The organism is Bacillus sp. SG-1, from assembly GCF_000181495.1.
Taxonomy (GTDB): domain Bacteria; phylum Bacillota; class Bacilli; order Bacillales; family Bacillaceae_B; genus Rossellomorea.
This window is the reverse complement of record NZ_ABCF01000007.1, coordinates 74,398-94,496: the sequence shown is the minus strand read 5'-3', so window position 1 is coordinate 94,496 and position 20,099 is coordinate 74,398. Positions and strand designations below refer to the sequence as shown.

General features: G+C 44.8%; 18 protein-coding genes, 1 pseudogene and 1 riboswitch. Of the genes and pseudogenes, 13 read left to right on the top strand and 6 right to left on the bottom strand.

Annotated features, from left to right (window positions below; translation table 11 throughout):
• The 10 genes and pseudogenes from BSG1_RS07015 to BSG1_RS06970 all read left to right on the top strand — a co-directional run.
• Window positions 1-468: pseudogene (locus tag BSG1_RS07015) on the top strand (thiamine pyrophosphate-dependent enzyme); the annotation flags it as partial.
• On the top strand, window positions 468-1,463 hold the full coding sequence (locus BSG1_RS07010; protein WP_006836272.1) for an alpha-ketoacid dehydrogenase subunit beta: 996 nt from the start codon (window positions 468-470) through the stop codon (window positions 1,461-1,463). The pseudogene BSG1_RS07015 and the gene BSG1_RS07010, both read left to right, overlap by 1 nt.
• A gap of 12 nt (window positions 1,464-1,475) precedes the next feature.
• Entirely contained in the window at window positions 1,476-2,696 is a 1,221-nt protein-coding gene (locus BSG1_RS07005) for a dihydrolipoamide acetyltransferase family protein (RefSeq protein ID WP_044022538.1), read from the top strand.
• The gene (locus tag BSG1_RS07000; protein WP_006836270.1) at window positions 2,697-4,127 is read left to right on the top strand and encodes a dihydrolipoyl dehydrogenase family protein; all 1,431 of its coding nucleotides are present in this window, start codon (window positions 2,697-2,699) and stop codon (window positions 4,125-4,127) included.
• 96 nt (window positions 4,128-4,223) lie between these two features.
• Window positions 4,224-5,360, top strand: coding sequence for a 4-hydroxyphenylpyruvate dioxygenase (gene hppD, locus BSG1_RS06995; RefSeq protein ID WP_006836269.1), 1,137 nt, complete (start codon window positions 4,224-4,226; stop codon window positions 5,358-5,360).
• A 539-nt stretch (window positions 5,361-5,899) separates the two neighbouring features.
• Window positions 5,900-7,036: a histidinol-phosphate transaminase gene (gene hisC, locus BSG1_RS06990; RefSeq protein ID WP_006836268.1), complete on the top strand. Its 1,137-nt coding sequence runs from the start codon at window positions 5,900-5,902 to the stop codon at window positions 7,034-7,036.
• Window positions 7,011-7,622: a flavin reductase family protein gene (locus BSG1_RS06985; RefSeq protein ID WP_006836267.1), complete on the top strand. Its 612-nt coding sequence runs from the start codon at window positions 7,011-7,013 to the stop codon at window positions 7,620-7,622. Before hisC ends, BSG1_RS06985 begins: the two co-directional genes overlap by 26 nt.
• 4 nt (window positions 7,623-7,626) lie before the next feature.
• Window positions 7,627-8,547 carry a fumarylacetoacetate hydrolase family protein gene (locus BSG1_RS06980; protein WP_006836266.1) on the top strand — a complete coding sequence of 307 codons (921 nt, stop codon included), beginning with the start codon at window positions 7,627-7,629 and terminating at the stop codon, window positions 8,545-8,547.
• Entirely contained in the window at window positions 8,541-9,695 is a 1,155-nt protein-coding gene (locus BSG1_RS06975; protein ID WP_198008208.1) for a homogentisate 1,2-dioxygenase, read from the top strand. Before BSG1_RS06980 ends, BSG1_RS06975 begins: the two co-directional genes overlap by 7 nt.
• Before the next feature lie 111 nt (window positions 9,696-9,806).
• Window positions 9,807-10,682 carry a DUF4097 family beta strand repeat-containing protein gene (locus BSG1_RS06970; protein WP_044022536.1) on the top strand — a complete coding sequence of 292 codons (876 nt, stop codon included), beginning with the start codon at window positions 9,807-9,809 and terminating at the stop codon, window positions 10,680-10,682.
• A 40-nt stretch (window positions 10,683-10,722) separates the two neighbouring features.
• Here BSG1_RS06970 and BSG1_RS06965 read toward each other — a convergent pair whose 3' ends face one another.
• Genes BSG1_RS06965 through BSG1_RS06945 form a run of 5 tightly spaced genes read right to left on the bottom strand, consistent with a single transcriptional unit; the run spans window position 10,723 to window position 15,202 of the window.
• Window positions 10,723-11,727 (bottom strand): ABC transporter substrate-binding protein, encoded by a 1,005-nt coding sequence (locus BSG1_RS06965; protein ID WP_044022535.1) that lies wholly within the window; start codon window positions 11,725-11,727, stop codon window positions 10,723-10,725.
• On the bottom strand, window positions 11,724-12,476 hold the full coding sequence (locus tag BSG1_RS06960) for an ABC transporter permease (RefSeq protein WP_006836262.1): 753 nt from the start codon (window positions 12,474-12,476) through the stop codon (window positions 11,724-11,726). The genes BSG1_RS06965 and BSG1_RS06960 overlap by 4 nt, the downstream gene beginning before the upstream one ends.
• Window positions 12,473-13,252: an ABC transporter ATP-binding protein gene (locus BSG1_RS06955; RefSeq protein ID WP_006836261.1), complete on the bottom strand. Its 780-nt coding sequence runs from the start codon at window positions 13,250-13,252 to the stop codon at window positions 12,473-12,475. Before BSG1_RS06955 ends, BSG1_RS06960 begins: the two co-directional genes overlap by 4 nt.
• Window positions 13,245-13,919, bottom strand: a complete 675-nt coding sequence (gene tenA / locus BSG1_RS06950) for a thiaminase II (protein ID WP_044022534.1) — start codon at window positions 13,917-13,919, stop codon at window positions 13,245-13,247. The genes BSG1_RS06955 and tenA overlap by 8 nt, the downstream gene beginning before the upstream one ends.
• On the bottom strand, window positions 13,919-15,202 hold the full coding sequence (locus tag BSG1_RS06945; RefSeq protein ID WP_006836259.1) for an acetylornithine deacetylase: 1,284 nt from the start codon (window positions 15,200-15,202) through the stop codon (window positions 13,919-13,921). The genes tenA and BSG1_RS06945 overlap by 1 nt, the downstream gene beginning before the upstream one ends.
• A gap of 121 nt (window positions 15,203-15,323) precedes the next feature.
• Window positions 15,324-15,428: riboswitch (TPP riboswitch) on the bottom strand.
• 163 nt (window positions 15,429-15,591) lie between these two features.
• Between BSG1_RS06945 and BSG1_RS06940 the strand changes: the two genes are divergently transcribed.
• Entirely contained in the window at window positions 15,592-16,875 is a 1,284-nt protein-coding gene (locus BSG1_RS06940; RefSeq protein ID WP_006836258.1) for a homoserine dehydrogenase, read from the top strand.
• Window positions 16,876-17,430: 555 nt separating this feature from the next.
• Entirely contained in the window at window positions 17,431-18,198 is a 768-nt protein-coding gene (locus BSG1_RS06935) for a DeoR/GlpR family DNA-binding transcription regulator (RefSeq protein WP_006836256.1), read from the top strand.
• 105 nt (window positions 18,199-18,303) lie between these two features.
• Here BSG1_RS06935 and BSG1_RS06930 read toward each other — a convergent pair whose 3' ends face one another.
• On the bottom strand, window positions 18,304-18,603 hold the full coding sequence (locus tag BSG1_RS06930; RefSeq protein ID WP_006836255.1) for an AbrB/MazE/SpoVT family DNA-binding domain-containing protein: 300 nt from the start codon (window positions 18,601-18,603) through the stop codon (window positions 18,304-18,306).
• A 148-nt stretch (window positions 18,604-18,751) separates the two neighbouring features.
• Between BSG1_RS06930 and BSG1_RS06925 the strand changes: the two genes are divergently transcribed.
• Window positions 18,752-20,041: an ATP-binding protein gene (locus tag BSG1_RS06925; RefSeq protein ID WP_006836254.1), complete on the top strand. Its 1,290-nt coding sequence runs from the start codon at window positions 18,752-18,754 to the stop codon at window positions 20,039-20,041.
• Window positions 20,042-20,099: the final 58 nt, after the last annotated feature.

The window sequence follows — 20,099 nt, the reverse complement described above, 5'->3', positions numbered from 1 at the left end:
CCAAAACCATTGCGCAAAAGGCACTGGCGTATGATATCCCGGGGAGTGCGCATTGACGGGAATGACATTTTTGCGGTTTATTTTGAAACGTTAAAAGCTTTAGAGAGGGCCAGGAATGGTGAAGGTCCGACGTTGATTGAGGCGGTGACGTGGAGATATGGCGCTCACACGACGGCCGACGATCCGACGAAATACAGGGATCAGTCAGAAAGTGATGAACGCAGGAAGCTTGGAGATCCAATTGCCCGACTTCAGCGTTACATGGAAAGGCAAGGCTGGTGGGATCAGGAGTGGGCTGATTCTGTCCAAAAAGAATATACGGCAGAAATGGATCAGGCTGTAGAGGAATTAGAGAGCTATCCGGAAGCAGATCCGAAAGTGATATTCGATTATGTATTTGAAAAGCCGACATGGACAATTTCTGAGCAAAAAGACCTGCTGCTCCAGCAGTTAAGGGGTGAAGGATAATGAAAACGGCGGTAAAAACAAATAAGCTGACAATGGTCGGGGCCATTACGGACGCCATGCGGGTCATGCTCAAGGAAAAAGAAAATGTTTTGCTCCTTGGTGAGGACATTGGTAAAAACGGGGGCGTATTCCGGGCAACAGATGGATTACAGGAAGAGTTCGGAGAGGAAAGGGTCATGGATACGCCTTTAAGTGAAGCGGGCTTTATTGGTGCAGCAATCGGCATGGCGGCGAACGGTTTTATCCCTGTAGCAGAAATCCAGTTCCTCGGATTTATTTATCCTGCCTATGAGCAGCTGATGACACATGCTTCACGCTTGCGGGCAAGGACACTCGGACATTTCACCTGTCCGCTTGTAGTCCGGGCCCCTTATGGAGCGGGAGTCCGAGCCCCTGAAATACATTCAGACAGTACTGAAGCCATTTTTACACATATGCCTGGGCTGAAGGTTGTCTGTCCTTCGAATCCATATGATGCAAAAGGGTTGTTGATTGCATCCATAGAAGATCCGGATCCTGTCCTTTTCCTGGAGCCAATGCGTATTTACCGGGCAGCAAAGCAGGATGTACCGGAAGAGAAATATTCAATCGAACTGGGCAAAGGGAATGTAATTAAGGAAGGCGAAGATGTGACGATCATTGCGTGGGGTGCAATGGTAGCTGTAGCATCCCAAGCAGCAAAAGAAGCGGAGAGCAGAGGGATCAGCTGCGAAGTGATCGATCTGAGGACGCTTTATCCAATAGACAAAGATATTATTGCCCAATCTGTCCAGAAGACAGGCAGGACTGTGATTGTTCATGAAGCCCATGCAACAGGAGGGGTTGGTAATGATGTTCTAGCCATTATCAATGACACATCTTTCTTATATCAGAAAGCTCCTGTCGAGAGGGTCACAGGATTTGATACACCTGTTCCATACTTCGGTTTTGAAGATTATTATCTGCCGACTGCTGAAAGAGTGCTGAAGGCAGTTGAAAAGGCAGCCAAATTCTAGGGGGTGAAGAGGGTGGAAGTTAAACTGCATGATATCGGTGAAGGAATGACGGAGGCTCACGTCAGCCATTTTTTTGTTAAGGCCGGTGACTCTGTAAAGGCCGATCAGCCATTGGTCGAAGTACAGACAGATAAAATGACAGCGGAAATCCCTTCTCCTTCTGCTGGAACAATTAAAGAAATTCTAGTTTCAGAAGGAACAACGATTGAAGTGGGAACCGTCGTTTTAGTCATGGAAACAGCTGGCGGCAGTAAACCAGAACAAAAAGTAAAGCAGGAAAAGCCAATGATCTCAGCTGTATCAACTGCTCCGGCTGCTCCCCGTAACCGAAAAAGAATCCTCGCTTCGCCGTATACGAGAAAAATTGCAAGGGAAAACAATATTGATATTACGGAAGTGGAGGGAACAGGGGCTGCAGGTAGGATTACAGATGAAGATGTTAGAAGATTCATAGCCAGCGGAATTCCATCGCAGCCAAACGCGGAAGAAACGAGGCAGGAGGTTTCCCGACCAGAAGCTAAGCCAAAAGTGTCCGTTCATGGAGAAAGCATTCCTTTCAGGGGCAGGCGGAAACAAATCGGAATGAAGATGAAGTCATCTCTTAAGACGATTCCTCACTGTACTCATTTTGAGGAAATTGATGTCACGAATCTGATGGAATTGAGAAATGGCTTAAAGCTTAAAGATACGAATATTTCAGCTTCTGCCTTTTTTGTGAAGGCACTTTCCATCGCACTCAAAGACTTTCCAATTTTTAATGCAAGAGTGGATGAAGAAAAAGAACAGATTACATTTAACAATGAGCATCATATCGGAATTGCGACCGATACGGAAGACGGCCTGATTGTACCGGTTGTCAAAAATGTGGAGAACAAGTCATTGAAAGTCATCCATTCTGAAATGAAGGAATTCACTCTTAAAGCAAGGGAGAATAAGCTTGCCGCTAAGGATGTGACGGGCGGAACCTTCACCATCTCCAATGTAGGACCGATGGGTGGATCCATCGGCGCAACGCCGATCATCAATCACCCGGAAGTGGCCTTGGTATCCTTCCATAAAACGAAGAAAAGGCCGATGGTCGATGAGAATGATGAAATCGTCATCCGTTCCATGATGAATATTTCGATGTCTTTTGATCACCGCGCGGCAGATGGAGCAACAGCAGTGGCATTCACCAACCGGTTTGCCGAGCTGATAGAAAATCCAAATCTCATGTTAGTGGAGTTGATGTAAATGGTAGTGGGTGAATTGGCAGAAGAACGTGAGCTGGTCATCATCGGCGGCGGTCCTGGCGGTTATCACGCTGCCATTAGAGCAGCTCAGCTGGGGTTGTCAGTGCTGCTGATCGAAAAGGAAGAACTTGGCGGTGTCTGCCTGAACAAAGGCTGCATTCCATCGAAGGTCTTTACGCAGTTAGCGAAAAAACATAAAGAAATGGCTCACTATCAAAAGATGGGTCTTGATTCAGGTTCGGTGTCGGTGAATCTGACCAAGCTTCATGATTATAAAAGCAGTTTAATAGCCCAATTGAAAAAGGGAGTAGATTCACTTTGCAAGGCAAACAAGGTGGAAGTGATAAAAGGTTCGGCTTCATTTTTAGCGGAGAATAAAATCGGTGTGGAAAACGGACATCAATTCACAGTATATTCCTTTCAATCCGCCATCATAGCGACCGGTGCCAAAAGAGAGCTTCCTTCCTTTATCTCCGGTTACAGCAGCAGAGTCCTAAATGAGATTTCCATCTATGAGCTGAGCGAGCTTCCTGAAGAATTAGTAGTCTATGGGAGCGGTTATATAGAGCTTGAAGCAGCCTCTAGCTTTGCTGCGTTAGGGACAAAAGTGACTCTTGTATTAGATGGGGAGCTTCCATTTGACGATTCGATCAATAAAGAACTGACCAGGGTCTTGAAGAAAATGAATGTGAAACTGATGACTGGTTTCTCTCCGGAAGAAGTTAAGGAAACACATGATGGCGTTTCTGTTACTCTTTCGAAGCAGGACAGTGATTCAGTGACGATAGAAACTTCGTATTTCCTGGCAGCATCCAAGCTCAAAGGAAATATTGATGGCTTGGGCGTTGACAGGTTAAAAATGAATTTGACAGGTGATGGACGCATAGAAGCTGATTCTTCCTGCCTGACCTCCATACAAGGCATTTATGCAGTTGGAGACGTGACAACCGGGTCACCTCTTGCTGTTAAAGCGATCAAACAAGGAAAGGTCGCTGCGGAAAGTGCTGCAGGCTTGCCCTCAGCATATGATGATGTGCTGCTGCCTGTTATTGCCCAAACCATTCCTCCAATTGCTTCAATTGGAATGACCGAGAAGGAAGCTGCTGAAAATCATGAAGTGTCTGTAAGTATTTACCCGATGGGCGGTAACGGCTTTGCCCAGCTGATCGGTGAAAAAGAAGGTCTGATAAAAGTGGTTGCCGATCTTAATACTGATTTGATTTTAGGTATTCATATGATCGGAAACAGTGCTGTAGAGATGATTTCCGGATCGGCTGTGGGAATGGAGATGGCGGGAAGAGACGAAGATTTTTCCTATCCATACTACCCTCATCCCCATACCAGTGAAAGCTTGCAGGAGGCAATGGAGGCTTTAAAAGGAAAGGCTGTTCATCTCCCTCCGGTCAAACAAAAGGAGTTTTCGAAAGTATAAATCCTTTACCGCGGTGATGCGTTTCCGCTTTAACTCCCGCTCTTGAGAAAAGCTAATCCTGAAACTATTATAATATTTAGAATAATAAATAAAAGTATGGAGGTAGTTAAAATGCAAGGTAAAATGGCTGAAGCAAACAACAACCAACAGGTTGAAGATTTCTTTCCAGTAAGAGACGTAGACTATTTGGAATACTACACGGGCAATGCGAAACAGGCAGCCCATTATTTCTGTACAGCGTTTGGATTCAAGATTGTTGCCTATTCCGGATTGGAAACGGGGAACCGTGAAACCGTTTCTTACGTTCTGCAGCAAAACAAAGTGCGTATGCTGGTTACCGGGTCACTTACGGAAAGCTCCCGCGTAGCATCTTTTGTAAAAAAACACGGCGACGGCATTAAAGACATCGCTCTTGTTGTGGATGATGTTGAAAAGGCTTACAGTGAGGCTGTATCCCGAGGTGCCATTGAAATCACTCCTCCGATGACTTTGTCTGATGACAACGGAACAATCAAGAAGGCGATTATCGGTACATATGGTGATACCATCCATACACTTGTAGAGCGTAAAGACTACAAAGGTGTATTCATGCCAGGTTTCGAAGCTATGGAAATGAAAATTCCATTCAAGGACGCAGGGATCATTGCAGTCGACCATGTGGTAGGAAATGTTGAAAGAATGGAAGAGTGGGTGTCTTATTATGAAAAAGTGATGGGATTCAAGGAAATGAGGCACTTTACAAATGATGACATCAACACAGAATACTCCGCACTGATGTCTAAGGTTATGCATAACGGCGGCCGGATCAAGTTTCCGATCAACGAACCGGCTGACGGAAAAAGAAAATCGCAGATCCAGGAATACCTTGAGTTCTATAATGGCCCTGGTGTTCAGCATATCGCCATTTTAACTGAGGACATCGTGGAAACGATCTCTATTCTTAAAGAAAACGGAGTAGAATTCCTTGATACACCTGACACATACTATGACATGCTGTCAGAGCGTGTAGGGGAAATAGATGAAGAGATTTCGAAGATCAAAGAATTAAAGATTCTGGTAGACAGGGACGACGAAGGTTACCTTCTTCAGATCTTTACAAAGCCAATCGTCGACAGACCGACATTGTTCATTGAAGTGATTCAGCGTAAGGGTGCAAGAGGCTTTGGTGAAGGAAACTTCAAAGCACTGTTTGAATCCATAGAACGCGAACAGGAGCGCCGCGGAAACTTATAAAGAATAGCATTGAGGATGCCGTTGCGCGTTTACCAATGAGGGATGTCCCATTCAAGGAAGGAGTCACGTTCAATCTATCATTCAAGATGATTGGCACCTTGAAGGGGCTCCCTTTTCTGTAACCCGGAAGGTAGGAGATGTAGATGTGCTTTTCTGAAAAGTATTGAATTCGGTCTCTTAGAAACTTTTGATTAAGCTCTTGAGGTGAAGTGATGTAGTCAAAGAGAGTCAATGGTTGCGGAATAGGTATTGACGAGGAATCGATAGTGTCAAAGGGGCCAAATGGGGGTGTGGAATAGGTCTTGGCACCTAATCGACACCGTCAAAGAGATTCATAGAGTACGTTGATTAAGCATAAAAAAGAATCGAACTCTCTAAAGAAGGATTTTGGCACGGATAACTATCTCCAGGCATAAGGCCTATACTAAGATATCAAACAGCCTTTCTGTAACATAACGTACTAGAATAATAAAGCAATCCTGCCTTTATTTTAATAGGTTCAGAGTGTCAAAGTTCCAAGAAGAAAGCGGGGGTCAAGAGTGACCGTGAAATTCAAAACAAGAAAAAGAGTAGAAGAGATCGCGCCCTATGTCCTCGGAAAGAGCATGGAGGATATAAAAGCTGAACTTGGACTCTCGGAAATCCGCAAACTATCGGAAAATGAAAATATATATGGTTGTTCTCCAAGGGTAAAGGCATACCTGAGCACTGGCGGTTCAGATATCTATCTTTATCCGGATGGAATGGCCCAGGAGCTGAAACAGAAGACGAGTGAGTACTTAAATGTCGGACAGGAACAGCTTGTGTTCGGCAATGGTTCTGATGAAGTCATCCGCCTGCTGACAAGAGCTTATATAAATGAGGACGACGAAGCCGTAATGGCGGATGTCACGTTTCCGAGGTACAGAACCAATGTGTTCCTTGAAGGGGGGACACCGGTCATAGTACCTCTCATAGATGGAGTTCATGATTTAAAAGGGATGCTGGCTGCCATTACAGATAAGACCAGAATGGTTTTCGTCTGCAATCCCAATAATCCTACCGGGACCATAAACGGAAAAGAGGAACTTCTAAATTTCTTAAAGCGTGTCCCTTCACACGTTCTGGTTATCGTAGATGAAGCTTATGTAGAATATGTGACAACAGAGGATTATTTGCATTGTATTCCACTCCTGCAGCAGTTTGAAAATTTGATTGTATTGAGGACCTTCTCAAAAATCTATGGACTGGCGGGACTGCGTGTCGGATTCGGTGTCATGAACGAGGAGATTGCGACACAACTGACTAAGGTAAAAGATGTATTTAACGTCAGCCGGCTTGCTCAGGGAGCGGCGATTGCCGCAATGGAAGACCAGCCATTCATTGAGCAGTGTGCTATAAAGAATGAAGAAGGCCGGAACTTCCTGCAAAATGAATTTGAAAAAATGGGATTATCGTATTTTCCATCACAATCCAATTTTATCATGGTGGATTGCGGCGTCCGGGGAGATATTGTGGCGGCAGGTCTCCTGAAACATGGAATTATTGTCCGTGCCGGTACTTTGCTTGGCTATCCGACTACCGTAAGGGTAACCGTTGGAACGGAAAAAGATAACCGAACATTCCTCGAAGGGTTAAAACAAGTCATAGCAGAAGAGAAGGAGGGCTCCAATGGAAATGAAACCGGAAACGCTTGAATGGAAGGACGCGTATAAAATGCTGGTCGGTTCGATTGTCCCGCGTCCGATTGCATTTGTCTCCACAGTAGATGACAACGGAAGGGCCAACCTCGCTCCTTTCAGTTTTTTTACAGCCATCAGCGCCGATCCTATGCTTGTCTGTTTTTCGCCGATGAGAAGGGGAACGGATGGAAGCAAGAAAGATACGCTGAACAATATTGAGAGCACCAAAGAGTTTGTCATCAATGTCGTCAGTGAAGAATTTGCCGAGCAGATGAACAACACGGCAATCGAATTTGAAGCCGGCGTGGATGAATTTGAGGAAACCGGTTTGACTAAGATACCGTCCGTGATGGTGGCACCACCGGCTGTCAAGGAAAGCAAAGTACAGCTGGAATGCTCGCTTCATCAGGTTCTCCATTTCGGGGAAGAAGCGGGTGCAGGGAGCCTAGTCATTGGAAAAGTGAAATATGTCAGAGTGGATGATGAGCTCTACTACAAGGGCAGGATTGATACGGAAAAATTAAAACCAGTTGGAAGAATGGCCGGCCAGATGTATACAAAGCCAATGGCTGAAACATTCGAGATGGTCAGAAAAAGGTGACACTATGAAACTCATCAGCTATCAAAATCAGGAAGGCAAAGTCAGGCTTGGCTTCCTGCATAATGAATCCACACTGGTAGATGTTCATGAAGCAAGCAAAGGAGCCCTGCCGGATAATATCCTTTCCTTTTTAGAAAACAGTGAAGAGAATTTGAAGATATTACAAGGGTTGGAGACTGCCGGAAAAGGAGTGTATGCCTTAGACGATGTAACGCTCAAAGCTCCGATTCCCCGGCCTGTCAGTATACGGGATTTTTATGCATTTGAGGAACATGTAAAAACTGCGAGAAAAAATCGGGGTCTGGATGTCGTTCCTGAGTGGTATGAGATGCCGGTCTTTTATTTTACGAATCACCTGGCTGTCAAAGGGGATGGGGACACTATCCACCGTCCGAAGAATTGCAGGTGGCTGGATTATGAACTGGAAATTGCTTGTGTTATCGGAAAGGAAGGCCGAAATATCTCCAAAGAAAACGCCGAAGAATATATTTTCGGGTATTTCATCATGAATGACTGGAGCGCCAGGGACCTGCAGCGTGAAGAAATGAAAGTCGGATTGGGACCTGCAAAGGGTAAGGATTTCGCAACATCCATCGGGCCTTACATCGTTACGAAAGATGAGCTGGGACCTTACCGTGAAGGAGACCGTTATGATTTAAGGATGACCGCCAAAGTGAATGGGCGAGAGTTATCATCAGGCAATTTTAAAAGCATTCACTATACATTCGCAGAGATGATTGAGAGAGCATCCGCTGACGTCACGCTGTACCCTGGGGAAGTCTTCGGTTCCGGGACAGTAGGAACGGGCTGCATCCTGGAGCTAGGGACTGATGTTCACAGATGGCTTGAGCCCGGGGACAATGTAGAATTGGAAATCACGGGATTAGGAAAATTGAAAAATGAGGTCAAGGAAGGAGGATTTTAATGTATTACCGTACATTGGGGAAAATTCCTCATAAACGCCATACGATGTTTAAGAAAGAGGATGGAAGTCTCTTTCGTGAACAGGTGATGGGCACAAAAGGTTTTTCTGGAACACAATCCATTTTATATCATCATCATATGCCGACTGAGGTAGCGAAAGCTGAACTGCTTGGTTCTTACCTGCCCGAATATGAAGAGAACCAGGAGTTGAAGCACCGTCATCTGCTGACGGATAAGGTATCCCGGTCTGGCGACGCCTTAAAAGGTAGGGAATACCTGCTTGGGAATGATGACCTGCTGATCGGCACCGTCCTGGTTACGGAAAAGATGGACAATTACTACCGAAATGGTGATGGAGATGAGATGCTTTATATCCATCGCGGAAAAGGAACGGTGGAGACAATGTTCGGCACATTGACCTACCGTCCCGGCGATTATGTTGTCATTCCGATTGGTACGATCTACCGGGTCCTTCCTGAAGAAGACACGAAAATCCTTTTTATTGAATCCTTCAGCCAGATTACAACGCCGAGAAGATATCGAAATGAATATGGACAGCTGCTCGAACACAGTCCGTTTTGTGAACGGGATATCCGCGGACCGGAAAAATTGGAGACGTATAGTGAAAAAGGAGAGTTCGAAGTCATTACGAAATCAAGGGGTCTGTTGAATTCCCATGTATTGAATCATCATCCGCTTGATGTTGTCGGATGGGACGGCTATCTTTATCCCTGGGTCTTTAATATAGAAGATTTTGAGCCGATTACAGGAAGAGTTCATCAGCCGCCGCCGGTACATCAGACGTTCGAAGGCCACAACTTTGTGGTGTGTTCTTTTGTCCCGCGCCTGTATGATTATCATCCGGAATCAATCCCGGCACCATATTATCACAGCAATGTGAACAGTGATGAACTTCTCTATTATGTAGAAGGAAATTTCATGAGCCGTAAAGGGATCAGTGAAGGATCCATCACCCTTCACCCAAGCGGAATCCCTCATGGTCCGCATCCAGGCACGACGGAAAAAAGTATCGGAAAAAAAGAGACCTTGGAACTTGCGGTCATGATCGATACTTTCCGTCCGCTGAAAGTGGTGAAAAAGGCGCATGAAGTTGAAGACAGAAAGTACATGTACACTTGGATGGAATAACGTTGAATGAGGGGCATGACTTTACGGTCTGTCCCTTTTCTATTGTTAAAAAAAGGAATGCAACATTAAATATGGAATATTATTAGTAGTGAAATTTTAAGGAGTGAAATGATGCTTGGTTTTAAAAAGAAGGAAGAGATCCATGAACGCAAAACGATTAGGGGTGCAGAGGTTGATAATATAAACATTTCAACATCTTCAACAGAGGTTGAGATTTTCCCAGGGACTGCTGATGAGATAACAGCAGAGTTGAAAGGAGAAATCAGCAGCAAGTTAAAAGACAATGTAGACATGACGGTCACTAAGCAAGGGGAAAGTCTGGACATAGAAGTAAAGGTCGAACAAGAAAGCGGGTTCCGTTTTGGTTTTGATGTGATTGACCTGAAGCTGTCTGTCGAGGTTCCTGAAAAACTGTATGAGGAAATTTCTGTTGAGACTTCTTCTGGAAGTATAATGGCGAAAGAACTTGAAGGAAAGAAAGTAAGCTTTAGAGCGAGTTCGGGCGAGGTGGAAGCAAGCCGTATAAAGGCTCATACTGAATTCAAAAGCAAAGCGAACAGCGGCGGCATTCAACTCAACGGAATTGAAGCTAAGGAGATACATACGAAGACTAGCAGCGGATCCATGCTGCTTCAAAAACTGGCCGCAGAGGACATTCATGCGAAAGCTTCCTCGGGGAGAATTATTGTGAAGAAGTGGATTGGAAATCTCACCGCTGAGTCCAGTTCAGGAGGGGTGGACCTTCATGCTCCTGAAATGACCGGCAATATTGATGCTGAAGCATCCAGTGGAGATGTCATGCTTCACTTCGATCAAGGTCCGGATTCTTTTGTCATCGATTTTTCCGGTAGTTCAGGTGAGGCCCACATGGACATCAAAGGTGTAGACTATCAGGAAAAATCTGAACATCGAATCTCTGGTAAGGCAGGGGATGGGAAGTACAAAATCAGGGTGAAAACCTCATCCGGTGATTTTGATTTCAGATAATAAAGCAGGCTGCGAATGTAACTCTCGCAGCCTTTTTTTATTATTCAACTATATTGATAAAAATGTCTTCCGTGTCAGGTTTTTCTTCTATTAAACCGGATTCATCGAGCCAGTCAATGGTTTCCTGCCAGGAGTCAGCACTCTGGCTTCCGAACATTTCTCCTTCAGGTTCCATTTTCGGAAGAAGGATTTCAAGGCTTTCTTTTTCCACTTCTTCGACAAGTGGGAAGTTGGCTTCATTCTGGTTTGAAAGCAGGACATTTAATGCTTCATCAGGGTTTTCCTTCATGTATTCATAGCCTTTTGTTGCTGCACGCCAAAAGGCACGAATGTTCTCTTCTTTGTCATTCCATGTATCATCGTTTGTGACGAATACGAGCTCGTAAAAGCTTGGAACGCCGTAATCGACCGGATTGAAATAGCGTGTTTTGTAGCCTTCATGTTCGAGCACAGGTACTTCATGATTGATGTACGCACCGATTACCGCATCTGCTTTTTCGCTGACGATAGAGGAACCAAGCTCAAAGCCGACATCAATGGTGTTCACTTTTTCAGGGTCGCCGCCATCCGCTTTAACCATTGTGTCCAGCAGGGCTTCATTCAGCGGGATCCCTGGGTACCCGACCATCTTTCCTTCGAGGTCCTTAGGGGATTGTATTGGACTGTCCTCCATGAAAACGACATGATTCAAAGGGGAGCGGACAATGGCCGCAACGGACTTAATCGGAATCTCTTCATTCGCTCTGGCGATGATCACATCAGGCTGATAGGAGATGCCGAGATCGATTTGTCCTGCTGCAGCAAGATTGATGGGATCTGTTGGATTTGCCGGGAATTTGATTTCAACATCGAGTCCCTCTTCTTTGAAATAGCCATTTTCTTTTGCTGCATAAAGGTAGCTGTGTACAGCGTTAGGGTACCAGTCCAGCATGATAGTCATTTTTTCTAATTCATTGTCTTTGGTTGCAGACGCGTTGTCCTTTTGAGAACACCCGCCCAGAAAGAGCAGGAACAGGCTCATCACGAGCATAAGTATTCTTTTCATAATGATTTCCTCCATTTTAAAAAGATGGTTTCAAGCCAGGTTACAAGCAGAAATAAAAGGATACCGGCAATGGACAGCAAAACTATAGGAGCAAACACGGCTGCTCCGTTAAACTGGGTCATCATCCTGCGGCTGAAATAACCGAGTCCGGCTTCGGCGCCAAGCCATTCGCCAATGGCAGCCCCGATGACACTCAAGGTGACCGCTACCTTCAATCCCGAGAAAAAGTAGGGAAGAGCCGTTGGGACACTTACATTGTGGAAAATCGCCCATTTGCCGGCCCCCATTGTCAGCATCAGTTCTCTCAGGTCTTTATTGACAGATTTAAGCCCGTCAAAGGTACTGACTGTAATCGGGAAAAAGGTGATAAGAATGGTCACAACGACCTTACTCCATATTGAATAGCCGAACCAAAGAACAAATATCGGTGCCAGGGCGATGATCGGAATCGTCTGTGAAGCAATCAGGATCGGATAAAAAGCCCGTTCGACGGTCCGGCTGAAATTCATGGCCATCGCAAGAGAAACTCCCAGGATGATGGACATGGTCAAACCAATCAGAATGATTAAAAGCGTGGCAGGCAGGTGCCTGGTGATCAAAATTTCCTTCAGTTCCCAAAGTTCAGCAAGGATGCCGCCGGGAGCGGGCAATATAAATGGTTTATCATAGGTTGATGCCCCGATTTGCCAGATGATTAGTAACAGGAAGACCAAAAAGCAGGAAGAGAGATAATAGCTCCAGTTCCTCATGGCAGTGCCCTCGATTTTCTTAACTGGGAAATTAGTTTTGTTTTCAGGTTCTGTATAGTTGTGCCGGCCATATCCTCGAACTTCCGGGGACGAGGAAGCGGGACAGCAATCTCCTTCAACGAAGAAACAGGTATTTTGCTGAAGATGAATACCCTGTCAGATAGGAATAAAGCTTCCTCTACATCATGGGTAATGAATAAAATGGTCTTCTTCTGTTTCTCCCATTGTTTTAAAAGCCATTCCTGCATAGAAAGTCTTGTAATGGCATCCAAAGCACTGAAGGGTTCATCCAGTACAAGCAGCTCATTTCCGCTTGATAATGCCCGGAGAAAGGAAACTCGCTGCCGCATGCCCCCTGATAGATGGTGAGGGTACAGGTCTTCATATCCCTTGAGCCCAAATTCTTCAAGAAGGCTGCGAACCTGCTCTTCCACTTCTCTTTTCTTGAGACCTTGCAGCTGCAAGGGAAGAGCAGCATTCTCCATCACTGTTCTCCACGGCATCAACAGATCTTGCTGGGGCATATAACCTACCAGGCCCAGCCGGTCTTTGACTTCCTTTCCTTGGATAAAAATGCTTCCACCGGCAGGCTGCTCGAGTCCGGTGATCAGCCTGAATAAAGTACTTTTTCCCGATCCGCTGGGACCGATGATCGAAACGAATTCACCGGGCTGCACGGAAAGCGAAAGTTTATCGAGTACCTGGACAGGCTCCTGTTTTCGCTCTTTCTTATAGGAAAAAGATACCTCTTCAAGCCGGAGCGGATGGTCATTCATCTATCGGCCACATTTCGCCGTTGTAAGCCATGTCCCAGAACATGTACTCAAAGCGGCTAGTGTTTAAAAAGATCTCTTCCAAACGTTGAAGTTCTTCATCATTTTTTCCTGCGGTTATCTCATTGAGCAGGGAAATCAGCCATTTGGATAGTGAGCCGAATTCTTCAGAAGAGTACATCGACACCCATTCACCATAGAATTCATGAGACGTCGCACCTTTAATCCGGCTCAAATCTTTTCCTATCTCCCAATAGCTCCACATGCAGGGAAGCAGCGCGCAGATCAATTCAGCAAGTGTGCCATTTTCAGAGACGTGCAGCATGTAATGTGTGTAGGCCAGTGTGACAGGGGCTGGCTGTGCACTTTCCAATTCCTCTTCCGAAATGCCGAATCGCTCAGCATACTGACGGTGAAGCGACATTTCTTCGTTAAGTGTGGAATCCAGCAGCTTTGCGAATTCTCCCATCGTAGCTGTATCCCTTGCTTTGACGGCACCCAGTGCGAACAGTTTGGCAAAATCGATTAAATAAACATAATCCTGCACCATGTAGAAACGGAATTTTTCTTTATCCAGCGTCCCGTGTCCGATTCCCTGAACGAAGGGATGCTGATGATTCTTATCCCAGATAGGCTTTACTTTTTCAAACAAGCGGTCGGTGAACTGCATCATTCTTCCTCCTTTTTAGTAGCGCTCCAATCGTAGATGAACCGGACCATCACTCTAGTAAAATTGACAAGTTGATTTATTGAAACTTTTTCATTTACACTGTGGGCATTGTTTAGGTCCCCTGGGCCGTAAATGACCGTTGGGATTCCAGCCGCGCCCAGCCATCCGCCATCCGTAACAGTAGGGGAAACATCAATTACCGCATCCTCCATGAAAAGCGTTGAGTGAGAGTTGGACAATGTTTCGACTCCAGGATGACCCGGATCCACCTCCAGGGAAGGGAAGATTTCCCCTTTATCTTCGATCATGGAAGTACCGCCCCACCTGAATGCCGGAGGGTTTTCCCTCAGCCATATGTCTGCCTTGGATACTTCTAAAATGTGATTCTCGACTTCTTTCGCGACGTCTTCATAGGTTTCATCCGGATAGAAATGAACGGTAATCCACAATTTACATTCATCCGCTATAAAGGCTGGATGTCTGCCTCCTTCTATGAAGGCAGGATTTATCGTGTTTGATCCAGGTGGAAATCCCCTATGCCGCTTCGTAACCGCCCAATGGCGTTCGAGGTCTTGAAGCCCCTGAATGATCTTCATCATCTTTTCGATGGCACTGGCACCATTCAATCCGCCTCCGGCATGAATCATGCTTCTTCTGGTAGCATCATGATGGGTGGTTGGACTTTTCACCGTAATCCAGCCGGTAATGACTCCGCCCTGACCCTGGATGTGAAGGTCGCTTGTATCGACAACGACGGCAAAATCTGCGTTATACCCTCGTTCGCAGCATTGAAGAGTCCCGGCTTCCCCGACCTCTTCCCCGATCACGGACTGGAAAATTAAATCTCCGGGAAGTTCAATACCCGCTTCAGTCAACAGCCCAATCGCAAATAAAGCTCCTGCAAGGCCGCCTTTCATATCTGCCGCCCCGCGTCCAATGACATATCCGTGTTTTACCTCCGGCTGAAAAGGACCGGTTGTCCAGCTTTCGGTCTCATCAATTTCCGCTACATCGATATGGCCATTGATGATTAAACTTTTGTGCTGTTCAGGAGAAGTACCTTTTTTCACGCCGACAACATTGGGGTCCCCTGGATACACATCCCATTTATCGATGGTGAATCCTCTTTCCTCCAGGTAAGATGCGATAAACCCTTGGGCATCCCGGGTATTCCGTGCCGGCGGACTAGGTGTCTCAAACCATATCAACGTTTCCAGAAGGTCAACGAGTTGGTCTCTTCTTTTTTCCACGTCATGAATAATACTTTGAATAGATTTCTCCAACATTCATCCCCCTTGTATGACAACAAAAAGACCACTTTCTGTCAGAAAGTGGTCTGGTACAAATTCAAGTATGTAAAGAGAAACACAGCCAGCCCAAAAAACATGCCGCTGACCATACGCATACATATGTCCGCCACTTCCCTTCGCTAGTATTACCTAGATCAGGTAGTCAGGGTTAAGACATAGACATGTCTCTCTCAGCTTAAACGCACCCCTAGTGTTGTGTAAAAATATGAAATTATCTTACATTACATATCTATCATACAATCAATCTTTGTGCAACATGCATGTTAACAAAAAATATTCCTGGTTTCTTGCAGGAATACCTGAAAACTTGCTGAATACATTTTTAAAATACCCAGAGAAGAAAAGGGACAGGAGGTCAGAGTTTGGAGAAAATATCAATTGGACTTTTAGGATTAGGCACGGTCGGATCAGGAGTAGTGAAAGTGATTCATAATCATCAGGATAAGTTGGTCCATGGAGTAGGGTGTGCTGTTGAGATAAAGAAAATTTTGGTGCAGGAACTTGCTAAGCATAGAGATGTCGAAGTCGACCGGACCCTGATGACAACATCCCCTGCAGAAATCATTGAGGATAGAGAGATTGACGTCATTGTAGAGGTTATGGGAGGAATAGAGGAGACACGGAAACTGCTTCTGAAAGCACTGGATAATAAGAAGCATGTCGTCACTGCGAACAAAGATTTAATGGCCCTGCATGGACCGGAACTTCTAGAAGCGGCCTCCAGGAACGGATGTGATTTATTTTATGAAGCGAGTGTGGCAGGGGGAATCCCGATTTTGCGCAGCGTCGCGGATGGGTTTGCATCTGACCGGATTCAGAAAATCATCGGGATTGTCAACGGGACCACGAACTATATCCTCACGAAAATGAGCGACGAAGGAAAATCGTATGGGGAAGCACTGAAAGAAGCACAGGCACTTGGGTATGCAGAAGCCGATCCGGCAGCGGATGTAGAAGGCACGGATGCAGCAAGGAAAATGGCCATCCTTTCTACGCTGGGTTTTTCCATGAATGTGGGACTTGAGGATGTCGGGTTCAAAGGGATATCCAATGTATCTCAAGAGGATATAGAGTATGGAAGACAGCTTGGATATACGATGAAGCTGATAGGGGTGGCCGAAAGAGACGATGATAAAATCGATGTCACAGTACAGCCTGCCCTGGTCTCTGCTTCACATCCGCTTGCCGCGGTCAAAAATGAAAATAATGCTGTATATGTTTACGGGGAAGCGGTCGGTGAAACCATGTTTTACGGGCCGGGAGCAGGGAGCCTGCCTACAGCAACAGCAGTCGTCTCCGATCTGGTCGGTGTCATGCGGAATATGAGGTTGGGCGTTAATGGTCACAGCGCGGTGATTCCTCAGTTTCCTAAAAAAATGAAAAGCGCGGATGAGGTTTTCAAGAAGTATTTCCTAAGGCTCGTGGTCGAAGATGAGGTCGGCGCGCTTGCAGAAGTGACCACATTACTCTCAACAAAGGGAATCAGTGTTGAAAAAATCTGGCAAAATCCCAAGAGGGGGAGCATATCAGAAATTGTCCTTGTTACCCATAAAGCTTCGCAAAAAAACTTTGAGGACATCCTTGTCAAATTGAATGATTCCCGTGTCGTCAGGCGTGTCGGTAGTTCTTACAGAATTGAGATTTAATGACGAAAAGCCAGTATTGATTACTGGTTTTTTTGTTGGTTTTAAAAAGTGGCGGGAGAGGCGGTTGCTGAAGGACTTTAGATTAGCTTTGGAGGATTGAAAGTCTCATAAGTGTCTCCTAGGGACTTTATATTCTTTCTGTTACGGTAAGTGCCCTCAAAAAAGTTAACCCTAAAGGACTATAAAATCAATTAGTGAGAATTAAAGTCCTATAGAAAGTCCCTAGAGGACGATAAAATCAGTTAGTGAAATTTAAAGTCTTATAGAAGGTCTTTAAAGGACGATAAAATCAATTAACGAAAATTAAAGTCCTATAGAAGTCTTAAAAGGACGATAAAATCTTTTACGGAAAATTAAAGTCCTCAACAAAGTCTCAGTATGTAATGCAACAAAAGCATCTTCTGCTAAACAGAGCGAACCTAAGGTGACAGTACCTTAATGCCTGTGATCGAGCTGCACCTGAACTAAATGGAATAAACAAGAGAATAAATTGACAAAACAAGAACAATACAGCAATAATTTGAATAAGAAGAATGTAAGAAAGGTGGGAGAATTATGTTTTCTGAAGAAAGAAGGAAAAAGATCCTTGAAATCCTTGAAAAAGAGAGAAGGGTTCTTGTAAAAGAGCTTGCGGAACAGTTTGAAGTTTCCATTGATTCCATACGCCGGGATTTATCGATAATGGAAGATGAACAGCTGTTGAAAAGAACACATGGAGGGGCGATTCCCCTGCCGTCGGTCAGGTCGATGCCCAGAAACAATGAAGAAAGATTCGGTGAAAGCACACCATACCAGAAACAAATCGCTGAGAAAGCGGCTGCTTACATCAATCCTGACCAAACGGTTTTCATTGGAGGGGCTTCCATCCACTATGCCATGATTCCTTACCTGCCGAGAGATTTTTCATTCACAGTTGTGACAAACTCTGTTGAAATCGCCTATAAGTTAAGAGAGTTTGAGAACATTCATACGTATTTAATCGGCGGAAAAATGAAGTCGTCCGGAAATATTACGGATCCGCTTGCTGCCCAATTTGCCGGCCGGTTCCATTATGACCTGTGTTTTGCAACCGGTGGGGGCCTGACAGTAAGAGGTCTGAGTACTTCGACTCCAGAGGCGGCCCTTTTTCATGAAAAGGTATATGAAAATTCCCGTCGAATCATAACACTTGCCGAACATACAAAAGTAGGTGTGGACTTATTCACCAACATGTACCCATTAAAAAAGTTAGACATCATTTTAACAGATGAAGAAACGACGACTGTACAGGCAGATGAACTGGAAGCCCATGGAGTAAAGGTGATAAGGATTACAAATAGTTAATGATTGCTTTAGAGTATAAGCGAAGTGATGTAAATTGCTTCGCTTTTTTAATGTGTTTGAGGCTTACGGGAACCTTTCCATTTAAACAGTTATGAAGCAGCAACTTTAGATGACTTTTATAATAAAGCACTTTTCCTGTTCATTTACAAACAGGCAAAATTCCTGATGTGGTTGAATGCCGCTAATGTCACGGATTTCCTTTGGGATATGGATTGCACCTTTTTCAGAGATGTAACGTTTATTGTTTGTGCTGTTCTGTTCAGGTTTCTTTATGAGAATTCCATCCTCGTCATAGCATATTTCCGCCTGTCTTCCGGGTGTGAGTCCAAACCGTTGTCTCCATTGGTTAGGCAGCGTAACATTCCCCGTTTGGCTGAAATCTTTGCACCTGTACTTCTGCCACATCGTTCTCACCTCGCTTACCTATTAATTATCCTGAGGTGTTGAAGTTGAAACGTAAATAATAAAGAAGAAAAGGGGCCAGTGAACATAAATTTCATGAATTAAGGTAATATAGGTATATAAATCGACAGAATTAACAGGGGAATTATCCATGAATGAATCGAGGAAGATAGCAGGAAAAATAGCGGTCGTTTATGTGGTAATCGGTGCCTTATGGGTTATCTTCTCAGACAGGCTTTCGCTGATTATGGCCCAAAATGATATGGATGTATTTGTTTTCTTTCAGCGCTATAAAGGCTGGTTTTTCATATTGATTACCGGAATTCTTATTTATTTGCTTATCTATCAACGGGCTGCGAAATTAGTGGAATCAGCTGAGGAGCTAAGAACAAAAGAAAGTCAGCTTCAAAAGAGCAACCAGCATTATCAATCATTATTCAACCATAACCCGGATGCCGTATTTGAGATCACACGAGAAGGGAACCTGTCCGCCTTGAATCCTGAAGGAGAAGCGATCATCGGAGCCACTGTCAGTGAACTAAAAGGCAATCCCCTTCGTTTTCTTATTCATCCGGAAGATCAAAAGAACGTTGAGAGGCTTTTTAATAAAGCACTTCAAGGAAATCCTGAAAAATTTGAGATGAAGATCATCACCAAGTTCAAACAGGAAAGGCTGCTTCGTTGTTCATTATTGCCAATCATAGTAGATGAACGAATTATCGGTGTATTCGGTATAGCGAGAGATATTACCCATTACAGGGAAAATGAGGAAATGATGATAGCATCTGAGAAACTATCCGTCATCGGTCAATTAGCAGCAGCGGTAGCTCATGAAATCCGGAATCCCCTCACCTCATTAAAAGGGTTCGTGCAGTTAATGCAGGTTACCAAGAAGGTGGAGGATAGTCATCTTTCCATCATGTTGTCTGAGATAGACCGAATCAACCTGATATCCGGTGAGATGCTGATTCTTGGCAAACAGCAGGATATCGTATTTGCTCATGAAGAAGTAAACGATATAATCAAACAGGTGCTTGTCCTCATGGAAGCACAGGCCAATCTGGATAATGTCGAAATAAAATTTAACCCGGACGAAACGGGTCCCATATTTGTAAATGCTGATCAAAATCAATTGAAACAAGTCCTAATCAACCTCATGAAAAATGGAGTTGAAGCCATTGAAGGGTCCGGCCTAGTAAATGTGGTAACTTATAAAAATGAAAGTCAGGCCTTTATCAAGATTAATGATAATGGTGTGGGAATGGATCAAGAACGTATAGACCATCTGGGTGAACCGTTTTACTCAACAAAAGAAAAAGGAACGGGACTTGGGTTGGCGGTTTGCAAAAAAATTATCGAGCGCCATCAGGGGACCATTACCTATCACAGTGAAAAGGGAAAAGGGACAACTGTTATCATTTCCTTGCCGTTGGCGCGATGATTTTTTTGACCTGCGCCCTTGAAACCTTGTCTGTCATCTAAGAGTCCACGCCTCGATG